Source organism: Curtobacterium sp. MCBD17_035, from assembly GCF_003234815.2.
Taxonomy (GTDB): domain Bacteria; phylum Actinomycetota; class Actinomycetes; order Actinomycetales; family Microbacteriaceae; genus Curtobacterium.
The window spans coordinates 2633556-2653809 of the sequence record NZ_CP126279.1 but is presented as its reverse complement, the minus strand read 5'-3'; the positions used below and the strand labels follow the sequence as shown (position 1 = coordinate 2653809).

19 protein-coding genes and 1 pseudogene are annotated in these 20254 nt (G+C 72.4%); 10 read left to right on the top strand and 10 right to left on the bottom strand.

Going from position 1 to position 20254, the window contains the following annotated elements; genetic code table 11:
- The first annotated feature begins 256 nt into the window (after positions 1-256).
- Complete coding sequence (locus DEI93_RS12475) at positions 257-838, top strand: LemA family protein (RefSeq protein WP_111120213.1); 582 nt, start codon at positions 257-259, stop codon at positions 836-838.
- A 12-nt stretch (positions 839-850) separates the two neighbouring features.
- Here DEI93_RS12475 and DEI93_RS12470 read toward each other — a convergent pair whose 3' ends face one another.
- On the bottom strand, positions 851-2110 hold the full coding sequence (locus DEI93_RS12470) for a winged helix-turn-helix domain-containing protein (RefSeq protein ID WP_111120212.1): 1260 nt from the start codon (positions 2108-2110) through the stop codon (positions 851-853).
- Positions 2111-2225: 115 nt separating this feature from the next.
- Here DEI93_RS12470 and DEI93_RS12465 point away from each other — a divergent pair, with 115 nt between their 5' ends.
- Positions 2226-3581, top strand: coding sequence for an AI-2E family transporter (locus DEI93_RS12465; RefSeq protein ID WP_258372291.1), 1356 nt, complete (start codon positions 2226-2228; stop codon positions 3579-3581).
- 57 nt (positions 3582-3638) lie between these two features.
- Positions 3639-4883, top strand: coding sequence for a threonine ammonia-lyase (gene ilvA / locus DEI93_RS12460; RefSeq protein WP_111120211.1), 1245 nt, complete (start codon positions 3639-3641; stop codon positions 4881-4883).
- Between the two features lie 196 nt (positions 4884-5079).
- Here ilvA and greA read toward each other — a convergent pair whose 3' ends face one another.
- Positions 5080-5568 carry a transcription elongation factor GreA gene (greA, locus tag DEI93_RS12455; protein WP_111010902.1) on the bottom strand — a complete coding sequence of 163 codons (489 nt, stop codon included), beginning with the start codon at positions 5566-5568 and terminating at the stop codon, positions 5080-5082.
- A 71-nt stretch (positions 5569-5639) separates the two neighbouring features.
- Positions 5640-6089 (bottom strand): DUF4307 domain-containing protein, encoded by a 450-nt coding sequence (locus DEI93_RS12450; protein ID WP_111010901.1) that lies wholly within the window; start codon positions 6087-6089, stop codon positions 5640-5642.
- Between the two features lie 96 nt (positions 6090-6185).
- Between DEI93_RS12450 and mca the strand changes: the two genes are divergently transcribed.
- Positions 6186-7070 (top strand): mycothiol conjugate amidase Mca, encoded by an 885-nt coding sequence (mca, locus tag DEI93_RS12445; protein ID WP_181436087.1) that lies wholly within the window; start codon positions 6186-6188, stop codon positions 7068-7070.
- Positions 7067-7447 carry a hypothetical protein gene (locus DEI93_RS12440; protein WP_258372290.1) on the top strand — a complete coding sequence of 127 codons (381 nt, stop codon included), beginning with the start codon at positions 7067-7069 and terminating at the stop codon, positions 7445-7447. Before mca ends, DEI93_RS12440 begins: the two co-directional genes overlap by 4 nt.
- 20 nt (positions 7448-7467) lie before the next feature.
- On the opposite strand, the gene trhA is transcribed toward DEI93_RS12440, so the two are convergent.
- Positions 7468-8193, bottom strand: a complete 726-nt coding sequence (gene trhA, locus DEI93_RS12435; RefSeq protein ID WP_111013680.1) for a PAQR family membrane homeostasis protein TrhA — start codon at positions 8191-8193, stop codon at positions 7468-7470.
- Between the two features lie 79 nt (positions 8194-8272).
- Between trhA and DEI93_RS12430 the strand changes: the two genes are divergently transcribed.
- From DEI93_RS12430 to phoH2, 3 genes are all read left to right on the top strand, one after another.
- The gene (locus tag DEI93_RS12430; protein WP_111120210.1) at positions 8273-9052 is read left to right on the top strand and encodes an isoprenyl transferase; all 780 of its coding nucleotides are present in this window, start codon (positions 8273-8275) and stop codon (positions 9050-9052) included.
- Positions 9053-9263: 211 nt separating this feature from the next.
- Positions 9264-10373, top strand: a complete 1110-nt coding sequence (locus DEI93_RS12425) for an aminotransferase class V-fold PLP-dependent enzyme (protein WP_111010898.1) — start codon at positions 9264-9266, stop codon at positions 10371-10373.
- A 480-nt stretch (positions 10374-10853) separates the two neighbouring features.
- Positions 10854-12146 (top strand): RNA 5'-3' helicase PhoH2, encoded by a 1293-nt coding sequence (gene phoH2 / locus DEI93_RS12420; RefSeq protein WP_258372293.1) that lies wholly within the window; start codon positions 10854-10856, stop codon positions 12144-12146.
- A gap of 253 nt (positions 12147-12399) precedes the next feature.
- Here phoH2 and DEI93_RS12415 read toward each other — a convergent pair whose 3' ends face one another.
- The 5 genes and pseudogenes from DEI93_RS12415 to xseA all read right to left on the bottom strand — a co-directional run.
- On the bottom strand, positions 12400-13836 hold the full coding sequence (locus DEI93_RS12415) for a class II fumarate hydratase (protein ID WP_111010897.1): 1437 nt from the start codon (positions 13834-13836) through the stop codon (positions 12400-12402).
- A gap of 125 nt (positions 13837-13961) precedes the next feature.
- Positions 13962-14621: a carbonic anhydrase gene (locus DEI93_RS12410; RefSeq protein WP_111036520.1), complete on the bottom strand. Its 660-nt coding sequence runs from the start codon at positions 14619-14621 to the stop codon at positions 13962-13964.
- Positions 14618-15274 carry a DUF4245 domain-containing protein gene (locus tag DEI93_RS12405; RefSeq protein ID WP_111120209.1) on the bottom strand — a complete coding sequence of 219 codons (657 nt, stop codon included), beginning with the start codon at positions 15272-15274 and terminating at the stop codon, positions 14618-14620. Before DEI93_RS12405 ends, DEI93_RS12410 begins: the two co-directional genes overlap by 4 nt.
- Positions 15271-15519, bottom strand: a complete 249-nt coding sequence (locus DEI93_RS12400) for an exodeoxyribonuclease VII small subunit (RefSeq protein ID WP_111027076.1) — start codon at positions 15517-15519, stop codon at positions 15271-15273. Before DEI93_RS12400 ends, DEI93_RS12405 begins: the two co-directional genes overlap by 4 nt.
- A gap of 260 nt (positions 15520-15779) precedes the next feature.
- Positions 15780-16920: pseudogene (gene xseA / locus DEI93_RS12395) on the bottom strand (exodeoxyribonuclease VII large subunit); the annotation flags it as partial.
- A gap of 168 nt (positions 16921-17088) precedes the next feature.
- Here xseA and DEI93_RS12390 point away from each other — a divergent pair.
- On the top strand, positions 17089-18156 hold the full coding sequence (locus tag DEI93_RS12390) for a 4-hydroxy-3-methylbut-2-enyl diphosphate reductase (RefSeq protein ID WP_111010893.1): 1068 nt from the start codon (positions 17089-17091) through the stop codon (positions 18154-18156).
- A complete protein-coding gene (locus tag DEI93_RS12385) occupies positions 18153-18884 on the top strand; it encodes a DUF6264 family protein (RefSeq protein ID WP_111120207.1) in 732 nt (243 codons plus the stop codon). Before DEI93_RS12390 ends, DEI93_RS12385 begins: the two co-directional genes overlap by 4 nt.
- A gap of 102 nt (positions 18885-18986) precedes the next feature.
- Here DEI93_RS12385 and DEI93_RS12380 read toward each other — a convergent pair whose 3' ends face one another.
- On the bottom strand, positions 18987-20252 hold the full coding sequence (locus DEI93_RS12380; protein ID WP_111120206.1) for a M18 family aminopeptidase: 1266 nt from the start codon (positions 20250-20252) through the stop codon (positions 18987-18989).
- Positions 20253-20254: the final 2 nt, after the last annotated feature.

Genomic DNA, 20254 nt, shown 5'->3' with positions numbered 1-20254 from the left:
CGGCCCGCTCGTGTTCCCTGATCCACTGCCCCCATTCGAGGTCACCCGCGTCCCGACGTCAACCACTCGCTCGGCTCGGCGGATCCAGCCGATGCGAAATCGTGACGAAGGCTCCACGCGCCCGGGAACCAGCCGAACGGCGCGCGGGAATCAGCCGAGAGCCAGTACCCCGGCGGCCGAGCGCTCCTGGTGCCGCCCGTATAGTCGATACGGACACATGTGCCTGCGTGTCCGTCGCGGAGAAGGAGTACTCGCCATGGACACCGGTCTCGTCACGACGCTCATCGTCGTCGGAGTGGTCGTCGTCGTGCTGGTGGTCGTCGGCATCGCCGTCTGGGCCACGTCGAGGTCGCTCGTGGCCCTGAAGGGCCGGGTCGACCAGGCGTGGAGCGAGATCGAGACGCAGTTCCACCGGCGGGCCGAGCTCGTCCCGACGATCGTCGACACCGTCCGGGGGTACGCCACCCACGAGAACGGTCTGTTCGAGACCGTGACGCAGGCCCGGGCCGAGACGCTGACCGCGGGCGACGCCGCGGCTGCGTCGGAGGCGGAGGGGCACATGCAGAAGGCACTCAAGCGCGTGTTCTCCATCGCCGAGGGCTACCCGCAGCTGCAGTCGAGCCAGGCGTTCCTGCAGCTGCAGTCGGAACTCGTCGCGACCGAGGACAAGATCCAGTCGGCGCGCCGCTACTACAACGGCAGCGTCCGCGAGCTCAACACGAAGATCCGCGTGTTCCCGGGCTCCGCCGTCGCGCGGAACCGCGGGTACCGCGAGGCACCGTTCTTCGAGACCGCGGAGCCCGCCGCGATCGCCGAACCCCCGCGCGTGCAGTTCTGACGGGTGCGGTCGTCAGGGGCCGTCCGGCGGGGAGTCCGCGGCCTCGGCGTCGTCCGCGGCCTCGTGCGGCACGAGCGGCACACCGAGGGCGTCCGCGAGCCGCGCTGCCGCTGTTCCCCGGTCGGTGACCGCCACGGCGTCGAGTCCCTGCCAGTCCGCGGTGCGGAGCAGCAGTGCGCCGAGACGCCCGGGATCGAGGTGTCGGCCGGGTTCCTCCCATGCCGTCCGGACGCGGAGGACACCGTGCTGGCGGTCGCTCTTGAGGTCGACCCGGCCCACGACCTGGTCGTCCTGCAGGACCGGTAACACGTAGTAGCCGTACACGCGCTTCGGGGCCGGTGTGTAGATCTCGATCCGGTAGTGGAACCCGAAGACGCGCTCGGCGCGCGGCCGGAACCAGACGACGGGGTCGAACGGGCTGAGCACGGCGTCGGCCTCGACACGGCGGGGGACCGTGGCGTCGGCGTGCATCCACGCCGGGCGGCCCCAGCCCTCGACCTCGACGGGCACGACGACCCCGGCGTCCTCGAGGTCGCGCAGTGCCGACCGCGTCCGGTCCGACCGGAGGCGGTGGTAGTCCGCGACGTCCGCGAGCGTCCCGACGCCGGAGGCCCGGATCGAGCGCTCGACGAGGGTGCGGACGGCGTCGGTCTCGTCCGGGATCGTGTCGAGCACCTCGGCCGGCAGCACCTGGTCCGGCAGGCCGTACACGCGCTCGAAGCCGCTCCGCCCGGCGCTCACGACGTCGCCCCAGCGGAACAGGTGCTCGAACCCCCGCTTGACGTCGCTCCAGCCCCACCACGGTCCTCGCCGCACGTTGCTCTCGTGCTCCACCGCGCTCGCGGGCAGGGGCCCCTCGGCGCGGAGCACGGCGAGGAGTTCCCGGAGGAGTGGCGCGTGGGTGGCCGCGAAGCCGTCGGGGTCGGCGTGGTCCCGCGCACGCCGCGTGTCCATCGCCCACCGGAACAGCGGCCAGCTCGCGCGGGGGATGAACGCGGCCTCGTGCGCCCAGTACTCCAGGTGGGCGGCGCCCCTCGTCATCGTCATGCGGTCGAGGAGGGCCTTGTCGTACGCACCGAGGCGGGCGAAGACGGGGAGGTAGTGGCTCCGCTCGAACACGTTCACGGAGTCGATCTGCAGGAGCCCCAGCCGCTCGACGAGGGCGCGGATGGTCCGGCTCGACACCGCGCCCTCCGGCACCGCGCGGCCGATGCCCTGCGCTCCGAGCGCGACGCGTCGTGCCTGGGCGGCGGAGAGTGCGGTCCGGACCATGCCCGCAACGCTACCGGCGGCCTCCGACGTGCCCGCTGCCTCCCGGTCGTCCGGAACGCGCGCATCGTATTCCGGGATCGGAACACGAACGGGCACGCGCTCATACACTGGCGCAATGGCATGGGGCAAGAAGAAGCAACCGGACGCCCGGACGACGCGGCCGGCACCAGCGCTGTCGCGCCCCGCGGGTCGCGAGCAGGCGCGGACAGGTCGAGAGCAGGTCCCGTCGCGACGGCACCCGGCGTCGGTCGTCGAGGACAACGTCCCCGTCGGCATGCAGATCGCCGGTGCCTTCAGCTGGCGGATCCTCGTCGTCGTGGGCGTGATCGCGCTCTTCATCTGGCTGATGACGCTGTTCAGCGAGATCCTCATCCCGTTCCTCGTCGGCATCGTGATCGCGGCGTTCCTCATCCCGATCTCGAACTGGATGCAGCGGCACCACGTGCCCAAGTGGGCGGCGATCGTCATCAGCCTGGTCGGCGGTCTCGCCGCGGTCGCCGCACTGCTCTGGCTCGTCGTGAGCCAGATCGTCTCGTCCTACCCGTCCCTCAAGAAGCAGACGCTGTCGCAGTTCGACAACATCAAGGACCTGATCGCGGGCGCGGGCCTCGGCGTGACGCAGAAGGACATCTCGGGCTACCTCGACCAGGGCACGAACTGGCTCCAGGCGCACTCGGGTTCGATCCTGTCAGGCGTCGCGAGCGCCGGATCGAGCCTGACGCACGTCGCCGAGGGCCTGTTCGTCATCCTGTTCACGGTGATCTTCCTGCTCATCGACGGCAAGAACGTCTGGCGCTGGTCGGTTCGGGTGTTCCCGATCAAGGCCCGCGCGGCGGTCGACGGTGCGGGCGTCGCCGGCTGGATCACGCTCTCGAGCTTCGTGCGCGTGCAGATCTTCGTCGCGTTCGCCGACGCGGTGGGCATCGGGTTCGGCTCCTGGTTCGTCGGCCTGTTCTTCGGCGGGCTGCCGCTCGTCATCCCGATCGCCGTGTTCGTGTTCCTCGGCGCGTTCGTGCCGGTGGTGGGCGCGATCGTCACCGGCTTCCTCGCGGTCTTCGTCGCGCTCATCTTCAACGGCCCCGTCGCAGCCTTGCTCGTCATCGGCGTCGTCCTGCTCGTGCAGCAGATCGAGGGCCACATCCTCCAGCCGCTCGTCATGGGCAACGCGGTCAAGGTGCACCCGCTCGCGGTCGTGCTCGGCGTCACGGCGTTCTCCGGTCTGGCCGGCATCGCCGGCGCGTTCTTCGCCGTGCCGCTCATCGCCGTGCTCAACTCGATGGTCACGACCGTCGCGCAGGGGCGCTGGAAGTACATGGACTCCGACCACGTGCGCGACGCCAAGCCCGAGCATGGCACCACGGTCATCCCGCGGTCGCGGTGGCACCGGCACAAGATCGGCGACGACGTGCCGGCACCGGGCAGTGACAAGCAGCCGACCGCCAACAAGGGCACCGCGGTCGACGTCGAGTGAGTCGTCCCGCGACGGTGACCCGTCGCGGGACGTGCGCCGACACGCGATGATGGTCGGGTGACGATCCCCAGCACCGTGCCGCAGGTCCCGACCCTCGACGACGTCGAGGCCGCACGGGCGATCGTCGAGGGTGTGGCGCGCGTCACCCCGATGGAGACATCGCAGTTCCTCGGCGAGATCCTCGGCTCGGCCGTGCACCTCAAGTGCGAGAACCTGCAGCGCACCGGTGCGTACAAGATCCGTGGTGCGTACAACCGGCTCGCGGCGCTCGACGCCGACGAGCGCCGGCGCGGCGTCGTCGCCGCGAGCGCCGGCAACCACGCGCAGGGGGTCGCCCTGGCGGCCCGTGAGCTCGGCGTGCCGGCGACGATCTTCATGCCCGTCGGCGTCGCGCTCCCGAAGCTGCAGGCGACCCGGCAGTACGGCGCCGACGCGGTCCTCCACGGCCACAGCGTCGAGGAGGCCCTGGCCGCTGCCCAGGAGTTCGCCACCCGGACCGGCGCGGTGTTCATCCCGCCGTTCGACCACCCGGACATCATCGCCGGGCAGGGCACCGTCGGCCTCGAGATCGTCGACCAGGTGCCGGACGTCGACACGGTCGTGGTGCCGATCGGCGGCGGGGGCCTGGTCTCCGGTGTCGCGCTCGCGGTCAAGGGCGTCGCCCGGCGGCAGGGCCGGTCGATCCGGGTCGTCGGCGTCCAGTCCGCGAACACGGCCTCGTACCCGGTGTCGATCGAGGCGGGTGCGCCGACCACCATCACGACCACCCCGACCATCGCCGACGGGATCGCGGTCGCCCGACCCGGCGAGCTCAACTTCCCGCTCGTCCGCGACCTGGTCGACGAGATCGTCACCGTCGCCGACGACGACGTCGCCCGGGCGCTCCTCGTGCTGCTCGAACGCGCCAAGCTCGTCGTCGAGCCGGCCGGCGCGGTGGGTGTGGCGGCGATCATGGCCGGGACCATCCGCGACTCCGGCAGGACCGTGGTGGTGCTGAGCGGTGGCAACATCGACCCGCTCATGATGGAGCGCGTGATCACGCGCGGTCTCGTCGCGGCGCAGCGCTACGTGGCGATCCGGATCATGCTCCCCGACCGCCCGGGGCAGCTCGCCCTCGTGTCGCAGGTGATCTCGGACGCCGGTGCGAACGTCGTCGAGGTCCTGCACACGCGGCACGGGCAGGGGCTCGAGATCACCGAGGTCGCGCTCGAGCTGAGCATCGAGGCCCGGGGGCCCGAGCACGCGGCCGAGGTCACGGAGCGCCTGCGCGAGGCCGGGTTCCGTCCACTCGTCCGCCATTGACGACGGTCGGGAGGGCCGGTGCGGACCGGTCCCGCCCCTCCCGCCCGCCTGCCCCCATACCGCGAGATCGCACTCGTTGCCGCTCTGGAGGCACCAGAGCGGCAACGAGTGCGATCTCGCGGGAGGAGATGCGGGGACGTCGAACGCCCCCGTCGGCGGAGCGACGGGGGCGTTCGACGTGGATCGGGGGAGCCGCCTACGGCTCGTACCGCTCGACCTTCTGCACCGTGACGGCGATCTCCCTGCCGTTCGGCGCGGTGTAGCTCGTCGCGTCGCCCGCACGCAGCCCCATGATCGAGGCGCCGACCGGGCTCGACGGGCTGTAGACCGTGAGGTCGGCGCCGTCGGCGACGATCTCGCGGTTGCCGACGAGGAACGTCGAGTCGTCACCCGCGATCGTGGCCGTGACGACCGTGCCGGGCTCGACCGTGCCGTCGAAGTCGGCCTCGCCGACCGTGGCGTGCTTGAGGAGCTCGGTGAGCTGACGGATGCGGGCCTCGATCTTGCCCTGCTCGTCCTTCGCGGCGTGGTAGCCGCCGTTCTCCTTGAGGTCGCCCTCCTCGCGCGCGGCCTCGATGCGCTGCGCGATCTCGGTGCGAGCGGGGCCGCGCAGCTGCTCGAGCTCCGCCTGGAGACGGTCGTGCGCCTCCTGGGTCAGCCAGGTGACCTGGGTGTCGTTGCTCATGGGTGTTCCCTTCGGCCGAAAAAAAGGAGACCGGCCGGAGGGGCCGGTCTCGCTTGGCGAATCAGAGCAGACTAAGGGATCCAGCAGGTGTTGATCAAGCCGGTGACACCGCGGGAACTCGTCTTGACGACCGTGTCGATCGAGGTCGTGCGCTGGGTGCTCGCCGGCAGGTCGACGACCTTCCACCCGACGATGGTGAACGACTTGTCGAGCACCTGCACGGCGCAGTCGACGCGGTTGCCGGGGTCGACGGACACCTGGGAGTGCACGAGCGTCGCACGGTCCGACTGCACGTGGTACCCGACGTCCTCGGAGTCGAGGCCGTGGTCGGTCTGGCCGGGACCGGCCCAGATGACCCAGACCGTGAACACGACCACGATGACGATCGCCGCGGCGACCGCGACGAGGACGGACCGTCGGCGTCGCCCCGGGGTGCGACCGTAGCGGTCGTCGAGGGCGGCTGCAGCCGATCCCTGTGCGGATCCGAGGCCTGGCGTGGGGGTGTGCGAAGCGGACAGCATGGACTCCTGGAACGATTATCCTCGTCCCAGGGTAGTTCACCCGGCCCCTCGCGGGGTTCGCCCGCCCGGCCAGCGCCGGCAGCATCGAGGAGTGTCGTGCCCCTGCGTCTCATCGCGGTCCATGCCCATCCCGACGACGAGTCGAGCAAGGGAGCCGCGACGTACGCGAAGTACGTGGCGGAGGGCGCTCAGGTCCTCGTCGTCTCGTGCACGGGTGGTGAGGCGGGCGACATCCTCAACGAGCAGCTCCCGGAACCCGCGCGCAGCCGGGCGCACCGCGACATGGCCGGACACCGACGGACGGAGATGGCGGCGGCCCAGGCGGCCCTCGGGATCGACCACGTCTGGCTCGGCTACCACGACTCGGGACTCCCCGACGCCGAGAAGGGCGAGACGGTGCGGCCGGGGACCTTCGCGACCGTCCCGATCACGACGAGCGCGGCGGTCCTCGTCCGGATCGTGCGGCGCTTCCGTCCGCACGTGATGATCGCGTACGACGAGAACGGCGGCTACCCGCACCCGGACCACATCCGGTCGCACGAGATCGCGATGGAGGCCTGGCGCACGTCCGGCGACCCGACCGCCTACCCCGAGGCGGGCGCCCCGTGGACCATCGACAAGCTCTACTACGAGCGCACGTTCAACCCGGATCGGTTCCGCGCGATGTACGCGGCGATGGCCGAACGCGACCCGGACGCGCCGGAGCTCGCCGAGATGGCGACGTTCCTCGAGCGGTTCGAGGGGCGCGAGGACCTGTCGACCTCCCACGTCCACGTGGCCGAGCACCTGGCCGCGCGTGACGCCGCGCTGCGGGCCCACGCCAGCCAGGTGCCCACCGACAGCCGCTTCTTCTTCTGGCCCCCGGACGTCGTCGCCGCCATCTGGCCGACCGAGGACTTCCAGCTCGTCGAGTCCCGTGTGCCGACGACACTGCCGGAGACCGACCTGTTCGCGGGGATCGACGAGGAGTCCGGCCGATGAGCGCCACCGTCCTGACCGGGCCCCTCGTGCTCGCGGCCGCCACGTCACCGACCACGCCCGCCTCCACGGTCCCCGACGTCGACGTCACGCCCGGCGTGTGGGGGTTCGTCGTCATCGCGATCGTCGCGGTCGCGACGATCGCGCTCGTCGTCGACATGACCCGGCGCATCCGCCGGACCCGGTACCGGTCGGAGATCCGGGAACGGCTCGAGGCCGAGGCCCGCGGCGAGCTCCCGGGCGAGGACGCCGACGGCGTCGGGGACCTCGACGGCCGCGGCCGTCAGGACGACAGCCGGGGCCCGGGAGGCCGCGGAGACGTCCGCGGGACCGGTGACGCCGGACGCGCGGACGTCGGGGACGACACCGAGCGCGGCTGAGGCCTCCGGCCGGATCGCGGTCAGCGCACCGGATGGAGCGCGACGACGAGCACGCCCGTCCACTGCGCGACGAACGCCACGACGGTCAAGGCGTGGAACACCTCGTGGAACCCGAAGACGCGCGGCGCGGGGTCGGGCCGCTTGAACCCGTACACGGCCGCACCGAGCACGTACGCGAGCCCGCCCGTCAGGACGAGGACCATCATCGCCGTGTCGGCGGCGAACAGCTGCGGCAGGTAGAACAGCGCGGAGCACCCGAGCAGGACGTACAGCGGCACGTAGAGCCAGCGCGGGGCTCCGACCCAGAACACCCGGAACGCCATCCCGAGGGCCGCGCCGCTCCACATCACGACGAGCAGCACGGTCGCGTCGCGGTCGCCGAGCGCACAGACCGCGACGGGCGTGTACGTGCCGGCGATGAGCAAGAAGATGTTCGTGTGGTCGATCCGCTTGAGGACGCCCTTGACGCGTGGGCTCCACCGGAACCGGTGGTAGGTCGCCGAGACACCGAACAGCACGAGGGACGCCGCCGTGAACACGGCGCTCGCGGCCTTCGCCGCCGGGGTCGCAGCCAGGCAGACGAGCACGATGCCGAGCGCGGCCGCGACGGGGAACGCCCCGAGGTGGATCCACCCACGCCAGGCGGGTGGCGGGACCGGCGCCGACGCGACCGACGCGTCCCGGGCCTCCTCGGCTTCCTCGACGAACGGCACGTGCGGGAGCGCGTCCGGGCTGGGATCGGTCATGGTCCAACGGTAGGCGACCCGGCCGTCGTGCGTGCGTCGGCCGGATCCCGGGTGCAGGTCCGTGCACTAGCGTTGTCGCGTGAGCGCCAGGGCGGGATGGACAGGGCGAGGCCTGGTCTACCGCGCCTACCAGCGCCGCATCCGCGCGCAGATCGCCGCCACCCCACGTCACGTCGCGATGATCGTCGACGGCAACCGCCGATGGGCGAAGCAGCTCGGGCTCGAGACGGCCGCGCACGGCCACCGGGCCGGAGCCGCGAAGATCCCGGAGTTCCTCGGTTGGTGCGACGACCTCGGCGTCCAGGTCGTCACGCTGTACCTGCTGTCCGCCGACAACCTGACGGGGCGGCACTCGGACGAGCTCCGACAACTCACCGGGATCATCGCCGAACTCGCCGCGAACCTGGCGGCCCATCCAACGTGGCGGGTGCAGCACGTCGGGTCGAACGAGGGACTGCCGCCGGAACTCGTCCGCGCGCTCGAGCGTGCCGAGGCCGAGACCGCCGAGCACTCGGGGCTGCACGTCAACCTCGCCGTCGGGTACGGCGGCCGGCGCGAGATCGCGGACGCCATGCGCAGCATCGTCCGGGCGCACGGTGCGGGCGGCGGGACGCTCGACGACCTCGCCGAGGTGCTGACGCCCGAGCTCATCGGCGACCACCTCTACACGCAGGGACAGCCCGACCCGGACCTCGTCATCAGGACGTCGGGCGAACAGCGTCTGTCCGACTTCATGCTCTGGCAGAGCGCACACAGCGAGTTCTACTTCGTCGAGGCGTTCTACCCGGACCTGCGCGAGGTCGACTTCCTCCGCGCGGTGCGGGACTTCGGGCGGCGGTCGCGCCGGTTCGGCGGCTGACGGCTGCGGGCCTCCCGACTGCGGTCCGGCCGGATCGCGTCGGCCCGGCCACGGTCCTCCCGACCCTGCCGGATCGCCGGTGCGTGCGCTCTGCGGCTCCGGTGCAGCGGCACCAGCGCGTTCTCGGTACACTCACAGCGCTCGCGTCCATGAGGACGCATCGACCGGGGATGGGGACGGTCGGCGGACCAGAACCAGGAGACCACCGGACGTGACCACCATCGACGAGTACGCCGCCGGATTCCAGGAGGAGCCGGGGTACCTCGACCACGCGGCGTTCGGCCCGGTCCAGACCGCGGTGCTCGAGGAGCAGCGCGTGCTCGGCACCATCCAGGAGCACGTCCGCTTCGGCGCCATGGAGGTGCTCGACGAGCAGGACGCGCGGGTGCGCACCGTCGCCGCGCGCCTGGTCCGCCGTCGCGACGACCAGGTCGTCTCGCAGACCGCGACGACGCCCGGACTCCTGCACACCGCGTTCGGCTTGACCGGCGGTGTCCTCGTCGCCGCGGACGAGTACCCGTCGTTGCCGCTCGCGCTCGCGAGCGCCGCCGCCGCCACGGGGCGCGTGCAGCCGCTCGTCATCGAGTCCGGCGCGGGGTGGATGACGCCGGACCTCATCGCCTCGCGCCTCAGCGACGACGTCGCCGCGGTCGCGCTCAGCCTCGTCGACTGGCGGACGGGGTACCGAGCCGACCTCGCGGCGATCCGCGACGTGATCGGGGACCGCCTGCTCATCGTCGACGCGATCCAGGGCTTCGGCGCCGTCGACGAGCCGTACGAGGTCGCGGACGTCATCGCCACCGGCGGCCAGAAGTGGTTGCACGCCGGCTGGGGGACCGGGTTCGTGTCGTTCAGCGACCGCGCGCTCGAGCGGCTGCAGCCCGCGCTCTCCGGGCCCGCCGGCACCGTCGGCGAGCCCGGCGAGGTCCCGACCGTCGCGCCGGGCGCCGCCGCGTACCAGATGACGCGCATCGACCCGGTCGCGCAGGCGCGGCTCGCGGTCTCCCTCGAGTCCCTGTCCGGCGTCGGTGTCGCCGCGGTCGAGGCCGCCGTCGCCGAGCGGGCCGAGCGGGTGTTCGACCTGGCGGACGAGTTCGGCGTCGTCGTCGAGTCCTCGCGCGACCGCCGTGAGCGCGCTGGCATCGTCGTGCTCCGGCCCGCACCCGAGCGGTTGACCGCGCTCGCCGCGTCGCTCCACAACCACGGCGTGACCGCGACGACCCGCGCCGGGACGCTGCGTGTGTCGGTCTTCGTCTCGACGACCAACGAGACCCTGGCGATGCTGCGGGACGCGCTCGTGTCCTTCGCGACGATGGTCTGACCCGCTCCGGCGTCCGGCGTCCGGCGACCGGCCTCCGGCGACCGGCGTCCGGCTTCCGGCGTCCGGCTTCCGGCGTCCGGCTTCCGGCCCCGAACCTCCGCGATATCGCAGTAGGTGTCGTTCTCGCGCCGTCACAACGACAACTACTGCGATCTCACGGAATGGCCCGGGCCGGGCCGGCCCGGCGCGGCCTGGGGCACGAGTGACGAGCGTTCACGCCCTCGTAACCCGGAGCCGCCGCGTGTCCCCGGGAGCGTGTCGGTGGGCGGACGTAGATTCGCGACATCGGGCATCGTGCCCGGTCGAAGCGGCCACCGGCGGAGCTTCGAGACCGCGTCGTGGCCGTTCCGAGGACAAGGACCGGGTCGAACGCGGCCCGGGGATGGAGTGGTCGTGACCTCTCAGAACACCTCGCGTGGAACGTCCTCGACAGCGGGGGCCGCACCCCGCTCGGGACGGGCCGCCGATGCGTCCGCCGGTATCGCGCAACGGACCTACGTGCTCGACACGTCCGTCCTGCTCAGCGATCCGCGCGCCCTGTTCCGGTTCGACGAGCACGCCGTCGTGCTGCCGGTCGTCGTGGTGAGCGAGCTCGAGTCGAAGCGGAACGACCCCGAGATCGGCTACTTCGCCCGGCAGGCCCTGCGGATCCTCGACGAGCTCCGCGTCGAGCACGAGCGCCTCGACTTCCCCGTCGCGGTCGGCGAGGGCGGTTCGCTCCGCGTCGAGCTCAACCACTCCAACATGACCGTGCTGCCGTCGGGGCTGCAGCTCGGCGACAACGACTCCCGGATCCTCGCGGTCGCCATGAACCTGGCGAACGACGGCCTCGACGTCGTCGTCGTGTCGAAGGACCTCCCACTCCGCGTCAAGGCGGCGTCGATCGGCCTGCCGGCCGAGGAGTACCGCGCGGAACTCGCGGTCGACAGCGGCTACACGGGCGTCACGACGCTCGAGATCTCGGGCGACCAGATGGCGGGCCTCTACGAGCACGAGGAGGTCCGCTCCGCCAGCCTCGACGGCGTGCCGGTCAACACGGGCGTGGTGATCCACTCGGAGCGCGGGTCGGCACTCGGACGCGTCCACACGCCGGGAGCGGTGGCGCTCGTCCGCGGCGACCGTGAGGTCTTCGGCCTCCGCGGCCGGTCGGCGGAACAGCGCCTCGCGATCGACGCCCTGCTCGACCCCGAGATCGGGATCGTGTCCCTGGGCGGCAGCGCCGGCACCGGCAAGTCGGCGCTCGCGTTGTGCGCCGGTCTGGAGGCGGTGCTCGAGCGGCAGCAGCACAAGAAGGTCATGGTCTTCCGCCCCTTGTACGCGGTGGGTGGCCAGGAGCTCGGCTACCTGCCGGGCGACGCCGCCGAGAAGATGAACCCGTGGGCGCAGGCCGTGTTCGACACACTCGGTGCCCTCGTGTCGGACAACGTCCTCGAGGAGGTCCAGGAGCGCGGGATGCTCGAGGTCCTGCCCCTGACCCACATCCGCGGGCGTTCCCTGCACGACGCGTTCGTGATCGTCGACGAGGCCCAGTCCCTCGAGCGCAACGTGCTGCTCACGATGCTGTCCCGGATCGGGCAGAACTCGCGCGTGGTCCTGACCCACGACGTCGCGCAGCGCGACAACCTGCGCGTCGGTCGGCACGACGGCGTCGCCTCCGTCATCGAGCGGCTCAAGGGCCACCCGTTGTTCGCGCACGTCACGCTGACGCGGTCCGAACGGTCGGCCATCGCGGCGCTCGTCACCGAGATGCTCGACTCGCCCGAGCTGGCGTAGCGCCGCGCCGGCGGAGCGCCGAGCCGGCGGAGCGCCCGACTCCTCCTCCACACCGGCGCCGCCGACACGTCTCTCCACAGATCCGGGAGGGACGGGTCGGCGGCGTCGGTCGTCCCGCCATGCTGGATCCGTACACGCCGCGGGTCGGTTCCGGCTCTGGGGACGGCCTCCGCCGGCTCGCGGCGTGTGCAGCCCGGGCGGCCTCCGGTGGGGGAGTCGAGGTCGCCCGGGTCCTCGTCCGGTCCGAGCTGGGTCAGTTCGGGTGCGTCATGCTCAGCACGTCGAGCGCGCTGTCGAGCTGCTCCTCGGTGACCTCGCCCCGCTCGACGAACCCGAGGGCGACGACGGCCTCGCGCACCGTGATCGATTCGGCGACGGCGTACTTGGCGACCTTCGCGGCGGCTTCGTACCCGATCACCCGGTTCAGGGGTGTGACGATGGACGGGGACGACTCGGCGAACCCGCGAGCTCGGTCGAGGTCGGCCTCGAGCCCGACGATGGTCTTGTCGGCGAGCGCGCGCGTGCTGTTCGTCAGGAGCCGGATGGACTCGAGCAGCGCGGTGCCCATGACCGGGATCGCCACGTTGAGCTCGAACGCGCCGGAGGCTCCGGCCCAGGCCACGGTGGCGTCGTTGCCGATGACGCGCGCGGCGACCATGAGCGTGGCCTCGGGGATCACCGGGTTGACCTTGCCGGGCATGATCGACGATCCGGGCTGCAGGTCCGGGATCCGGAGCTCCCCGAGCCCGGTGTTCGGACCCGACCCCATCCACCGCAGGTCGTTGTTGATCTTCGTCAGGCTCACGGCGAGCACCCGGAGCGCCCCCGATGCCTCGACGAGGCCGTCACGAGCGCCCTGCGCCTCGAAGTGGTCGGCCGCCTCGGTGATCGGCAGGCCGGTGTCGGACGCGAGCTGCTCGATGACGCGCTGCGGGAACCCGGCGGGGGTGTTGATCCCGGTGCCGACCGCGGTGCCGCCGAGGGGGACCTCGGCCACCCGCGGCAGGGTCGCCTGCACGCGCTCGATCCCGAGTCGGATCTGCCGGGCGTACCCGCCGAACTCCTGCCCGAGCGTCACCGGGGTGGCGTCCATGAGGTGCGTCCGGCCGCTCTTCACGGCCGTCGCCCACAGCGCCGCCTTGTCCTCGAGTGCGGAGGCCAGGTGGTCGAGCGCGGGGACCAGGTCGTGGATGAGCGCCGCGGTCACCGCGATGTGCACCGAGGTCGGGAAGACGTCGTTCGAGGACTGCGACGCGTTGACGTGGTCGTTCGGGTGCACCGCGGTCCCCGAGGCGTCCGATGCGAGCGTCGCGAGGACCTCGTTCATGTTCATGTTCGACGACGTGCCGCTGCCGGTCTGGTAGACGTCCACGGGGAACTGGTCGTGGTGCTCGCCGCCGATGATCCGGTCGGCTGCCGCCACGATCGCCTCGGCGACCTCCGGCCCGACGACCCCGAGCTGCCCGTTGACGATCGCCGCCGCGCGCTTGATGCGGGCCAGGGCGACGATCTGCGCCGGCTCGAGGCCACTGCCCGAGATCGGGAAGTTCTCGACCGCCCGCTGGGTCTGTGCGCGGTACAGGGCCGAGGCCGGTACACGGACCTCGCCCATCGTGTCGTGCTCGATGCGGTAGTCGCCGCTGTCCGCCGTGCTGCCGTCGGCGGATGGGGAGGTCGTGGTGTCGGTCACGTCGTCGTGGTCCTTCCTGTGGTGCCGGTCCCCGGCGGTCGGCCGGTCGGCTGCGGTGCCGAGTGCGGCGATGCGCGCCGGTCGACGGAGGCGTCGGGCGCGGGGCCCGGCCGTGGCGGGAGGACTCAGGCGTCCCCGACCACGGTGTCGATGTCGACCAGTCCCGTCGTGAGGTCGTAGGTCGCACCGACGACGGCCAATCTACCCTCGGCGATGGCGTCCGACACGGCACCGGAGCGCTCGATGACCGTCCGCATGGTGGCCTCGAGGTGGGCCGCACCCACGGCCTCCGGGTCGACGGCGAGGGCGGTGTCGGCGGCGGCGTCCGGCGCCGGGGCTCCCGCGGCGGCGCCGACCGTGGACCGCACCCGCTCGACGCTGGGGGCGATCGCGTCCACGAGGGCCTGGAGGTGCGGCGCCGGCACGGGTTCGCCCGAGCACGCGGCGTTGACCGCTCCGCAGCGGGTGTGCCGGAGCACGACCACCAGCGGCGTGCCGAGCGCGACCACCGCGAACTCGATCGACCCGAGCACGACGTCGTCCGCGATCTGCCCGGCGTTCCGGATGGCGAACACGTCGCCGATGCCGGCGTCGAACACGTGCTCGAACGGCACGCGGCTGTCCGAACAGCCGAGGACGGTCGCGAAGGGCGACTGGGACGCGGCCAGCTCGCTCCGGCGCTCGGGGTCGGTGCGACCGACGCGACGTTTGTCGGAGGCGAACCGAGCGTTGCCCTCGACGAGCAGGCGCAGGGCCTCGGCTGGGGTGCTGGCGGCGCGGCTCATCGGTTCTGGTCCTCCAGTTGGGTGGCGATGCGGTGTGCGACGGTGCGGAACGAGGCGTCGTCCGCCGTGCCGGCCAGGACGACGGTGCTCGCACCGAACGTCGCGACGAGCGAGTAGGCCTCGTTCCCGGCGCCCTTGCCCTCGTCGCGCCGGTCGTACACGGCCCACTTCGTGCCGTCGATGGTGCGTGAGCCGGTGGCGGCGTGTTCGTCGAGCTGGTTGGCGACCCACGTCTGGTTCGCCCTGATGCCCTGGTGCACGCCGATGTACTGGTCGTCCGGGGTGATGAGTCCGACGGTCCAGACGTCGACCCCGTCGGCGGTGTCGTCCTGGAAGTCCGCGCGGTTCGCCGAGTACCCCGACGGCAGTCGTGGCGCGGCCAGGGTCACGTGCGGGACGTCGGCCTGCGCCGCGACCGACCGGTAGTCGACGTGGGTCGACGTGCTCGACGGGTGATCGGGCCGGGCGACGATCGCGACGAGTGCGAGCACGACGGCCAGGGAGGCCGCGAGGGACAGCACGAGGTTGAGCGCCGTCTGGTGCTGCCGGCGGACGCGACGGGCGTCCTCCTTGCGGATCCGGGTCTCCTCGGCGGTCTCGGGGCGTCCGAGTTCGGCGACGACCGGCGCGCTCTGCGGGTGTTGGTCGCTCATCGGTCGTCCTCGGGCGGCACGCCGTTGCGTGCCGCGTCGAGTCGTGCCCGGGCGCCGACGAGCCACTCCTCGCACCGAGCGGCCAGGGCCTCGCCCCGCTCCCACAGCGCGAGCGACCGTTCGAGTGTCGCGGAGCCCTGCTCGAGCTCGGACACGACGCGGACGAGTTCGTCGCGAGCGGCCTCGTAGCTCAGCGAGGCGACGTCCGACCCCTGGTCGGCTCCGGAAGCGGCTGGTGCTGGCACCGTCCGATCCTACCGAGCACCCGGTGACAGCACGGCGTCGTCGGCGTCGAGCTGGGGATCGTCCCGACCCACTCCGTCGGACTCGGCCCCGTCGGACTCCGCCCCGTCGGACTCGGCCCCGTCGGACTCGGCCCCGTCGGACGCCGCGGCGTCGCCCGGCGCCGGACGCGCGCCCTGCGGACCGGGTCCGTCGGCGGTGATGGTGCCGACCGCCGTGCCGTCGCCGAGCGTCACCCGTACCGAGGTCGGCGTCGCGACCTCGGCGGACGAGCGCACCACCGCGCCGTCGGCGGTCTGGACGATCGCGTAGCCGCGCCGGAGGGTGTCCCGCGGCGACAGCGCCCGCAGCCGACCGGTGAGGTGCCCGACCTCGTGGTGGGAGCGCTCGATCGTCCGCTCGAGGAGCTCGCGGCTGCGGGACAGGTCGCGCGCGACCTCCTCGGCCCGGGTGTCGACGAGCCACGCGGTGGACGCGAGCGCGGGACGGGACCGGAGCGCGGCGATCCGGTCCGCCTCCACCGAGAGCGTGTGCGACAGGCGGAGTCCGATCCGGGCGCGGGCCTGGCGGACGTTCGCGAGCTCCTCGGCCACGTCGGGCACGACGCGCTTGGCGGCGTCGGTGGGGGTCGACGCACGGAGGTCCGCGACCTCGTCGAGCAGCGGGCGGTCGGCCTCGTGCCCGATGGCCGAGACGATCGGCGTCGTGCACGCGGCGGCGGCGCGGACCAGGCCCTCGTCGCTGAATCCGAGCAGGTTCTGGAAGTCACCGCCACCACGCGCGACGATGATGACGTCGACCTCCGGGTCGGCGTCGAGGGTCTGGATCGCCGCGGTCACCTCGGCCACGGTGCGGGCGCCCTGCACGGCGGCGTGCACGGTGCGGAACGCGACCTGCGGCCAGCGGAGCTGCGCGTTGCGGAGCACGTCCTTCTCGGCGTCGGAGTCCTTGCCCGTCACGAGTCCGATCCGCCGGGGCAGGAACGGCAGCGGGCGCTTCCGCGCGGCGTCGAACAGCCCCTCGGCGAGCAGGGTGGCGCGGAGCCGCTCGAGGCGTTCGAGCAGGTCCCCGAGTCCGACGTGCTTCATCTCGACGACCTGCATCGTCAGGGAGCCGCCCTTGACCCAGTAGTTGGGCTTGACCGCGGCGACGACACGGTCGCCCTGCCCGAGGTCGGACGGGACCCGCGCACGGACGCTCGACCAGATCGAGAACGACACGGTGGCGTCGACCTCGCAGTCCTTGAGCTTGCCGTAGACGTTGCCGCCGGCCACGTTCCACTGCGTGATCTCGCCCTCGACCCACGCGGTGCCGAGCCGGTCGATCCAGTCCCGGAGCTTCGCGCCGAGCAGCGCGACCGGCCACGGGTTGTCCGCGGTCGGGGGGCCCTGGTCGATCGCCATGCACTGCTCCTGTCGTCGTGCGCCGACGTCGTGCCGCCGGTCGTCGGAGGGTCTCCATCATCCCCCGTTCCCCGGACGGTCTCGGTCGTCCGGGGCGTTCCTCCACACCGGTTCCGCCCAGGGCGGACGCCCAGGGGACGTGTCAGCGTCGGCACCTAGGATCGACGCGTGACGATCACCAACGGACGCACCGTGCAGCTCGCGCCGCCCCGCGTCCCGGCGGCTCGCGGCCGACTCCGGGACGAACCGGTCGCCGGCACCAAGAAGGTCCTCCTCGCCGCCCCTCGCGGGTACTGCGCCGGGGTCGACCGTGCCGTCATCGCGGTCGAGAAGGCGCTCGAGCAGTACGGGCAGCCCGTGTACGTCCGCAAGCAGATCGTCCACAACGTCCACGTCGTGTCGACGCTCGAACAGGCGGGCGCCGTGTTCGTCGACGACGTCGCCGAGGTCCCGCACGGCGCGCACGTCGTCTTCAGCGCCCACGGGGTCTCGCCCGCGGTCGTGCAGGGGGCGGCCGACCGCGACCTCCACGCGATCGACGCGACCTGCCCGCTCGTCACGAAGGTCCACCGCGAGGCCCTGCGGTTCGCCAAGGCCGACCGCACGATCATCCTCATCGGTCACGCCGGACACGAAGAGGTCGAGGGCACGATGGGGCACGCCCCGGAGCGCACGATCCTCGTCAACGGTCCGGAGGACGTCGCCGCGCTCGAGGTCCCGGACCCGACGAACCTCGTCTGGCTCTCGCAGACCACGTTGAGCGTCGACGAGACGATGGAGACCGTCCGCCTGCTGCGCGAGAAGTTCCCGCTCATCGAGAACCCGCCGTCCGACGACATCTGCTACGCCACGCAGAACCGCCAGGTCGCGATCAAGAAGGTGGCGGCCGACGCCGACCTGGTGATCGTCGTCGGTTCCGCGAACTCGTCGAACAGCGTCCGCCTGGTCGAGGTCGCGCTCGAGCACGGTGCCAAGGCCGCGCACCGCGTCGACTACGCCGAGGAGATCCAACAGGAGTGGCTCGACGGCGTGCAGACCGTGGGCGTCACCTCCGGCGCCTCCGTCCCCGAGGTCCTGGTGCGCGAGGTGCTCGAACAGCTCGCGGACGCCGGCTTCGGCACGGTGGACGAGGTCGTCACCGCGCACGAGGACCTCATGTTCTCGCTGCCGAAGGAGCTCCGCACGGACGCGACGGGACAGCGCGACGCGCGCGCCCTGGGTGGCCGTACCCGGTGAGCGACGCGACCGACGGCCGGGAGGCCCCTCCCGCGTCCGGCGGTCGGCCCTCCGATCCCGTCGGCCGGGAGGCCCCTCCCGCGTCCGGCGATGGTCCCACTCCCGAACGCCGTCCGGATCCGGCCGACGCTGCCGGCCGTACCGTCGGTCGGCCCGCCCCGCAGTACGGCGAGTACGCGCCCGAGGGCTGGGTCAATCCGGTCGAGGTCGAGCGCGCACGCGGCGAACGCGAGGCGGCGGAACGCCGCCGGGCCGAGGCCGACGACCAACGAAGGCCGGTTCCGGTGGGCCGGGTCGGGCCTCCCGGCCGTGCACCGGGGCGATCCCGTCCCGCGGTGCCGACGTCCGGCCGGTTCGGTGCGTCCCCCGGAGACCTGCTCCTGACGGTGCTGCTGCTGGCGTTCGGGTTCACGACCGTCGTGCAGCAGCTCTTCGGCATCAGTCACACCGCCGCGACCATCGCCGACCAGATCGCCGCGCGCTACACCCAACTCGCCCACCCGGAGGCGCTCGTGCCCGCGAGCGCGCTGTGCGCCGTCGTGGACCTCGTGTTGTTGATCGGCACGGTGTGGTGGTCGGTGGCGCGCCTCCGCCGTCGCCGGGTCACGTTCTGGGTGCCGCTCGTCGGTGGTGCGGTCGCCGGGGCGTTCTCGGTCGTCGTCTACGTCGTCGTGCTCGCGCACGACCCCGCGTACGTCACCTGGATGGTCACGCACAGCGGACTCTGACCGAGCGCCACGGACCAGCGGCCGAGCGTCGCCGATCCGGTGGCCGCATCGCGCCGATCCGGTGGCCGCACCGCGCCGATCAGCGGCCGGACCGCGCCGGCCTCAGCCGACCAGGAACGCGCCCACCGCCGCGTGGAGGGCCGCGAGGTCGTCCACGTGCACGAGCTCCCGCGCCGAGTGCATGGACAGCAGCCCGACGCCGATGTCCACGGTGGGGATCCCGAGCCGGGTCGCGGCGAGCGGACCGATGGTCGAGCCGCCGGGGATGCCGTTGTGGTTGACGAAGGGCTGGTACGCGACGCCGGCCGCGGCGCATGCGGCGGCGAACACGGCCTCGCCCCGGGCGTCGGTCATGTACCGCTGGTTCGCGCTGATCTTGAGCAACGGACCCGCGCCCGGTCGGGGCCGGTTCGCCGGGTCGTGCTTCTCGCCGTGGTTCGGGTGCACCAGGTGTCCGGCGTCGCTCGAGAGCAGCCACGACGCGCGGAACGCCCGCGCCGCCTCGCCGACCGTCGCGCCGAGTCCGGCCTGGACACGGCGCAGGACGTCCTCGAGGAAGGGTCCGGACGCACCCGACGGGGTTGCGGAGCCCACTTCCTCGTGGTCGAACGCCGCGAACACGGGAACGTGGTCGGCGTCCCCCGGCGCCGCGACGACCCCACGGAGCCCGGCGTGCACGCTCGTCAGGTTGTCCATGCGCCCGGACGCCAGGAACGCGCCGTCGATGCCGATGCGGGCCGGGGCCTGCGTGTCGGCGAGGAACAGGTCCCAGGCCACGACGTCGCCGGGGATCCGGGCGCGGAGCCACTCGACGACGTCCGGCCCGCCGAGGGTGCCGCCGTCGGTACCGACCACGGGCAACACGTGTCGCTGTCGGTCGATCGCCGCGCCCTCGTTCACCCCGCGGTCCAGGTGGATCGCCAGGTTGGGGATGCGCGCGACGGCCTCGGTCGCCACGAGGGTCGTGCTGCCGTCGGCGAGGACCGCGCGTCCGGCGATGCGGAGGTCGCGGTCGAACCAGGTCGAGAGGATCGGTCCGCCGTACACCTCGACGTCGAGTTGCTCCCACCCCGCGGTCCGGACCACCGGGTTCGGCTTGACGCGGAACCCGGGGGAGTCCGTGTGGGCGCCGACGATGCGGAACGGGGTGGTGGGCGTCGCGCTCGCCGGCAGTCGCCATGCGATGACGGCGCCGTCGCGCACGACGACGTACGCGCCGGCGTCGGTCGGCCAGTCGTCGAGCTCGTCGAGCTGTGTGAACCCGGCCGCCACGAGCCGGCGGGCCGCAGCGTCGGCGGCGTGGAGGGCCGTGGGCGCGTCGACGACGAACGACGCGAAGTCGGGGACGAGGGCGTCGGGGTCGGTCACGC

Excerpts from the sequence above, each read along its gene's own strand:
- DEI93_RS12470 (WP_111120212.1), bottom strand. The coding sequence starts at position 2,110 with ATGGTCCGGACCGCACTCTCCGCCGCCCAGGCACGACGCGTCGCGCTC.
- DEI93_RS12410 (WP_111036520.1), bottom strand. The coding sequence starts at position 14,621 with ATGAGCCGCGCCGCCAGCACCCCAGCCGAGGCCCTGCGCCTGCTCGTC.
- DEI93_RS12405 (WP_111120209.1), bottom strand. The coding sequence starts at position 15,274 with ATGAGCGACCAACACCCGCAGAGCGCGCCGGTCGTCGCCGAACTCGGA.
- trhA (WP_111013680.1), bottom strand. The coding sequence starts at position 8,193 with ATGACCGATCCCAGCCCGGACGCGCTCCCGCACGTGCCGTTCGTCGAG.
- DEI93_RS12440 (WP_258372290.1), top strand. The coding sequence starts at position 7,067 with ATGAGCGCCACCGTCCTGACCGGGCCCCTCGTGCTCGCGGCCGCCACG.
- DEI93_RS12475 (WP_111120213.1), top strand. The coding sequence starts at position 257 with ATGGACACCGGTCTCGTCACGACGCTCATCGTCGTCGGAGTGGTCGTC.
- DEI93_RS12465 (WP_258372291.1), top strand. The coding sequence starts at position 2,226 with ATGGCATGGGGCAAGAAGAAGCAACCGGACGCCCGGACGACGCGGCCG.
- DEI93_RS12450 (WP_111010901.1), bottom strand. The coding sequence starts at position 6,089 with ATGCTGTCCGCTTCGCACACCCCCACGCCAGGCCTCGGATCCGCACAG.
- greA (WP_111010902.1), bottom strand. The coding sequence starts at position 5,568 with ATGAGCAACGACACCCAGGTCACCTGGCTGACCCAGGAGGCGCACGAC.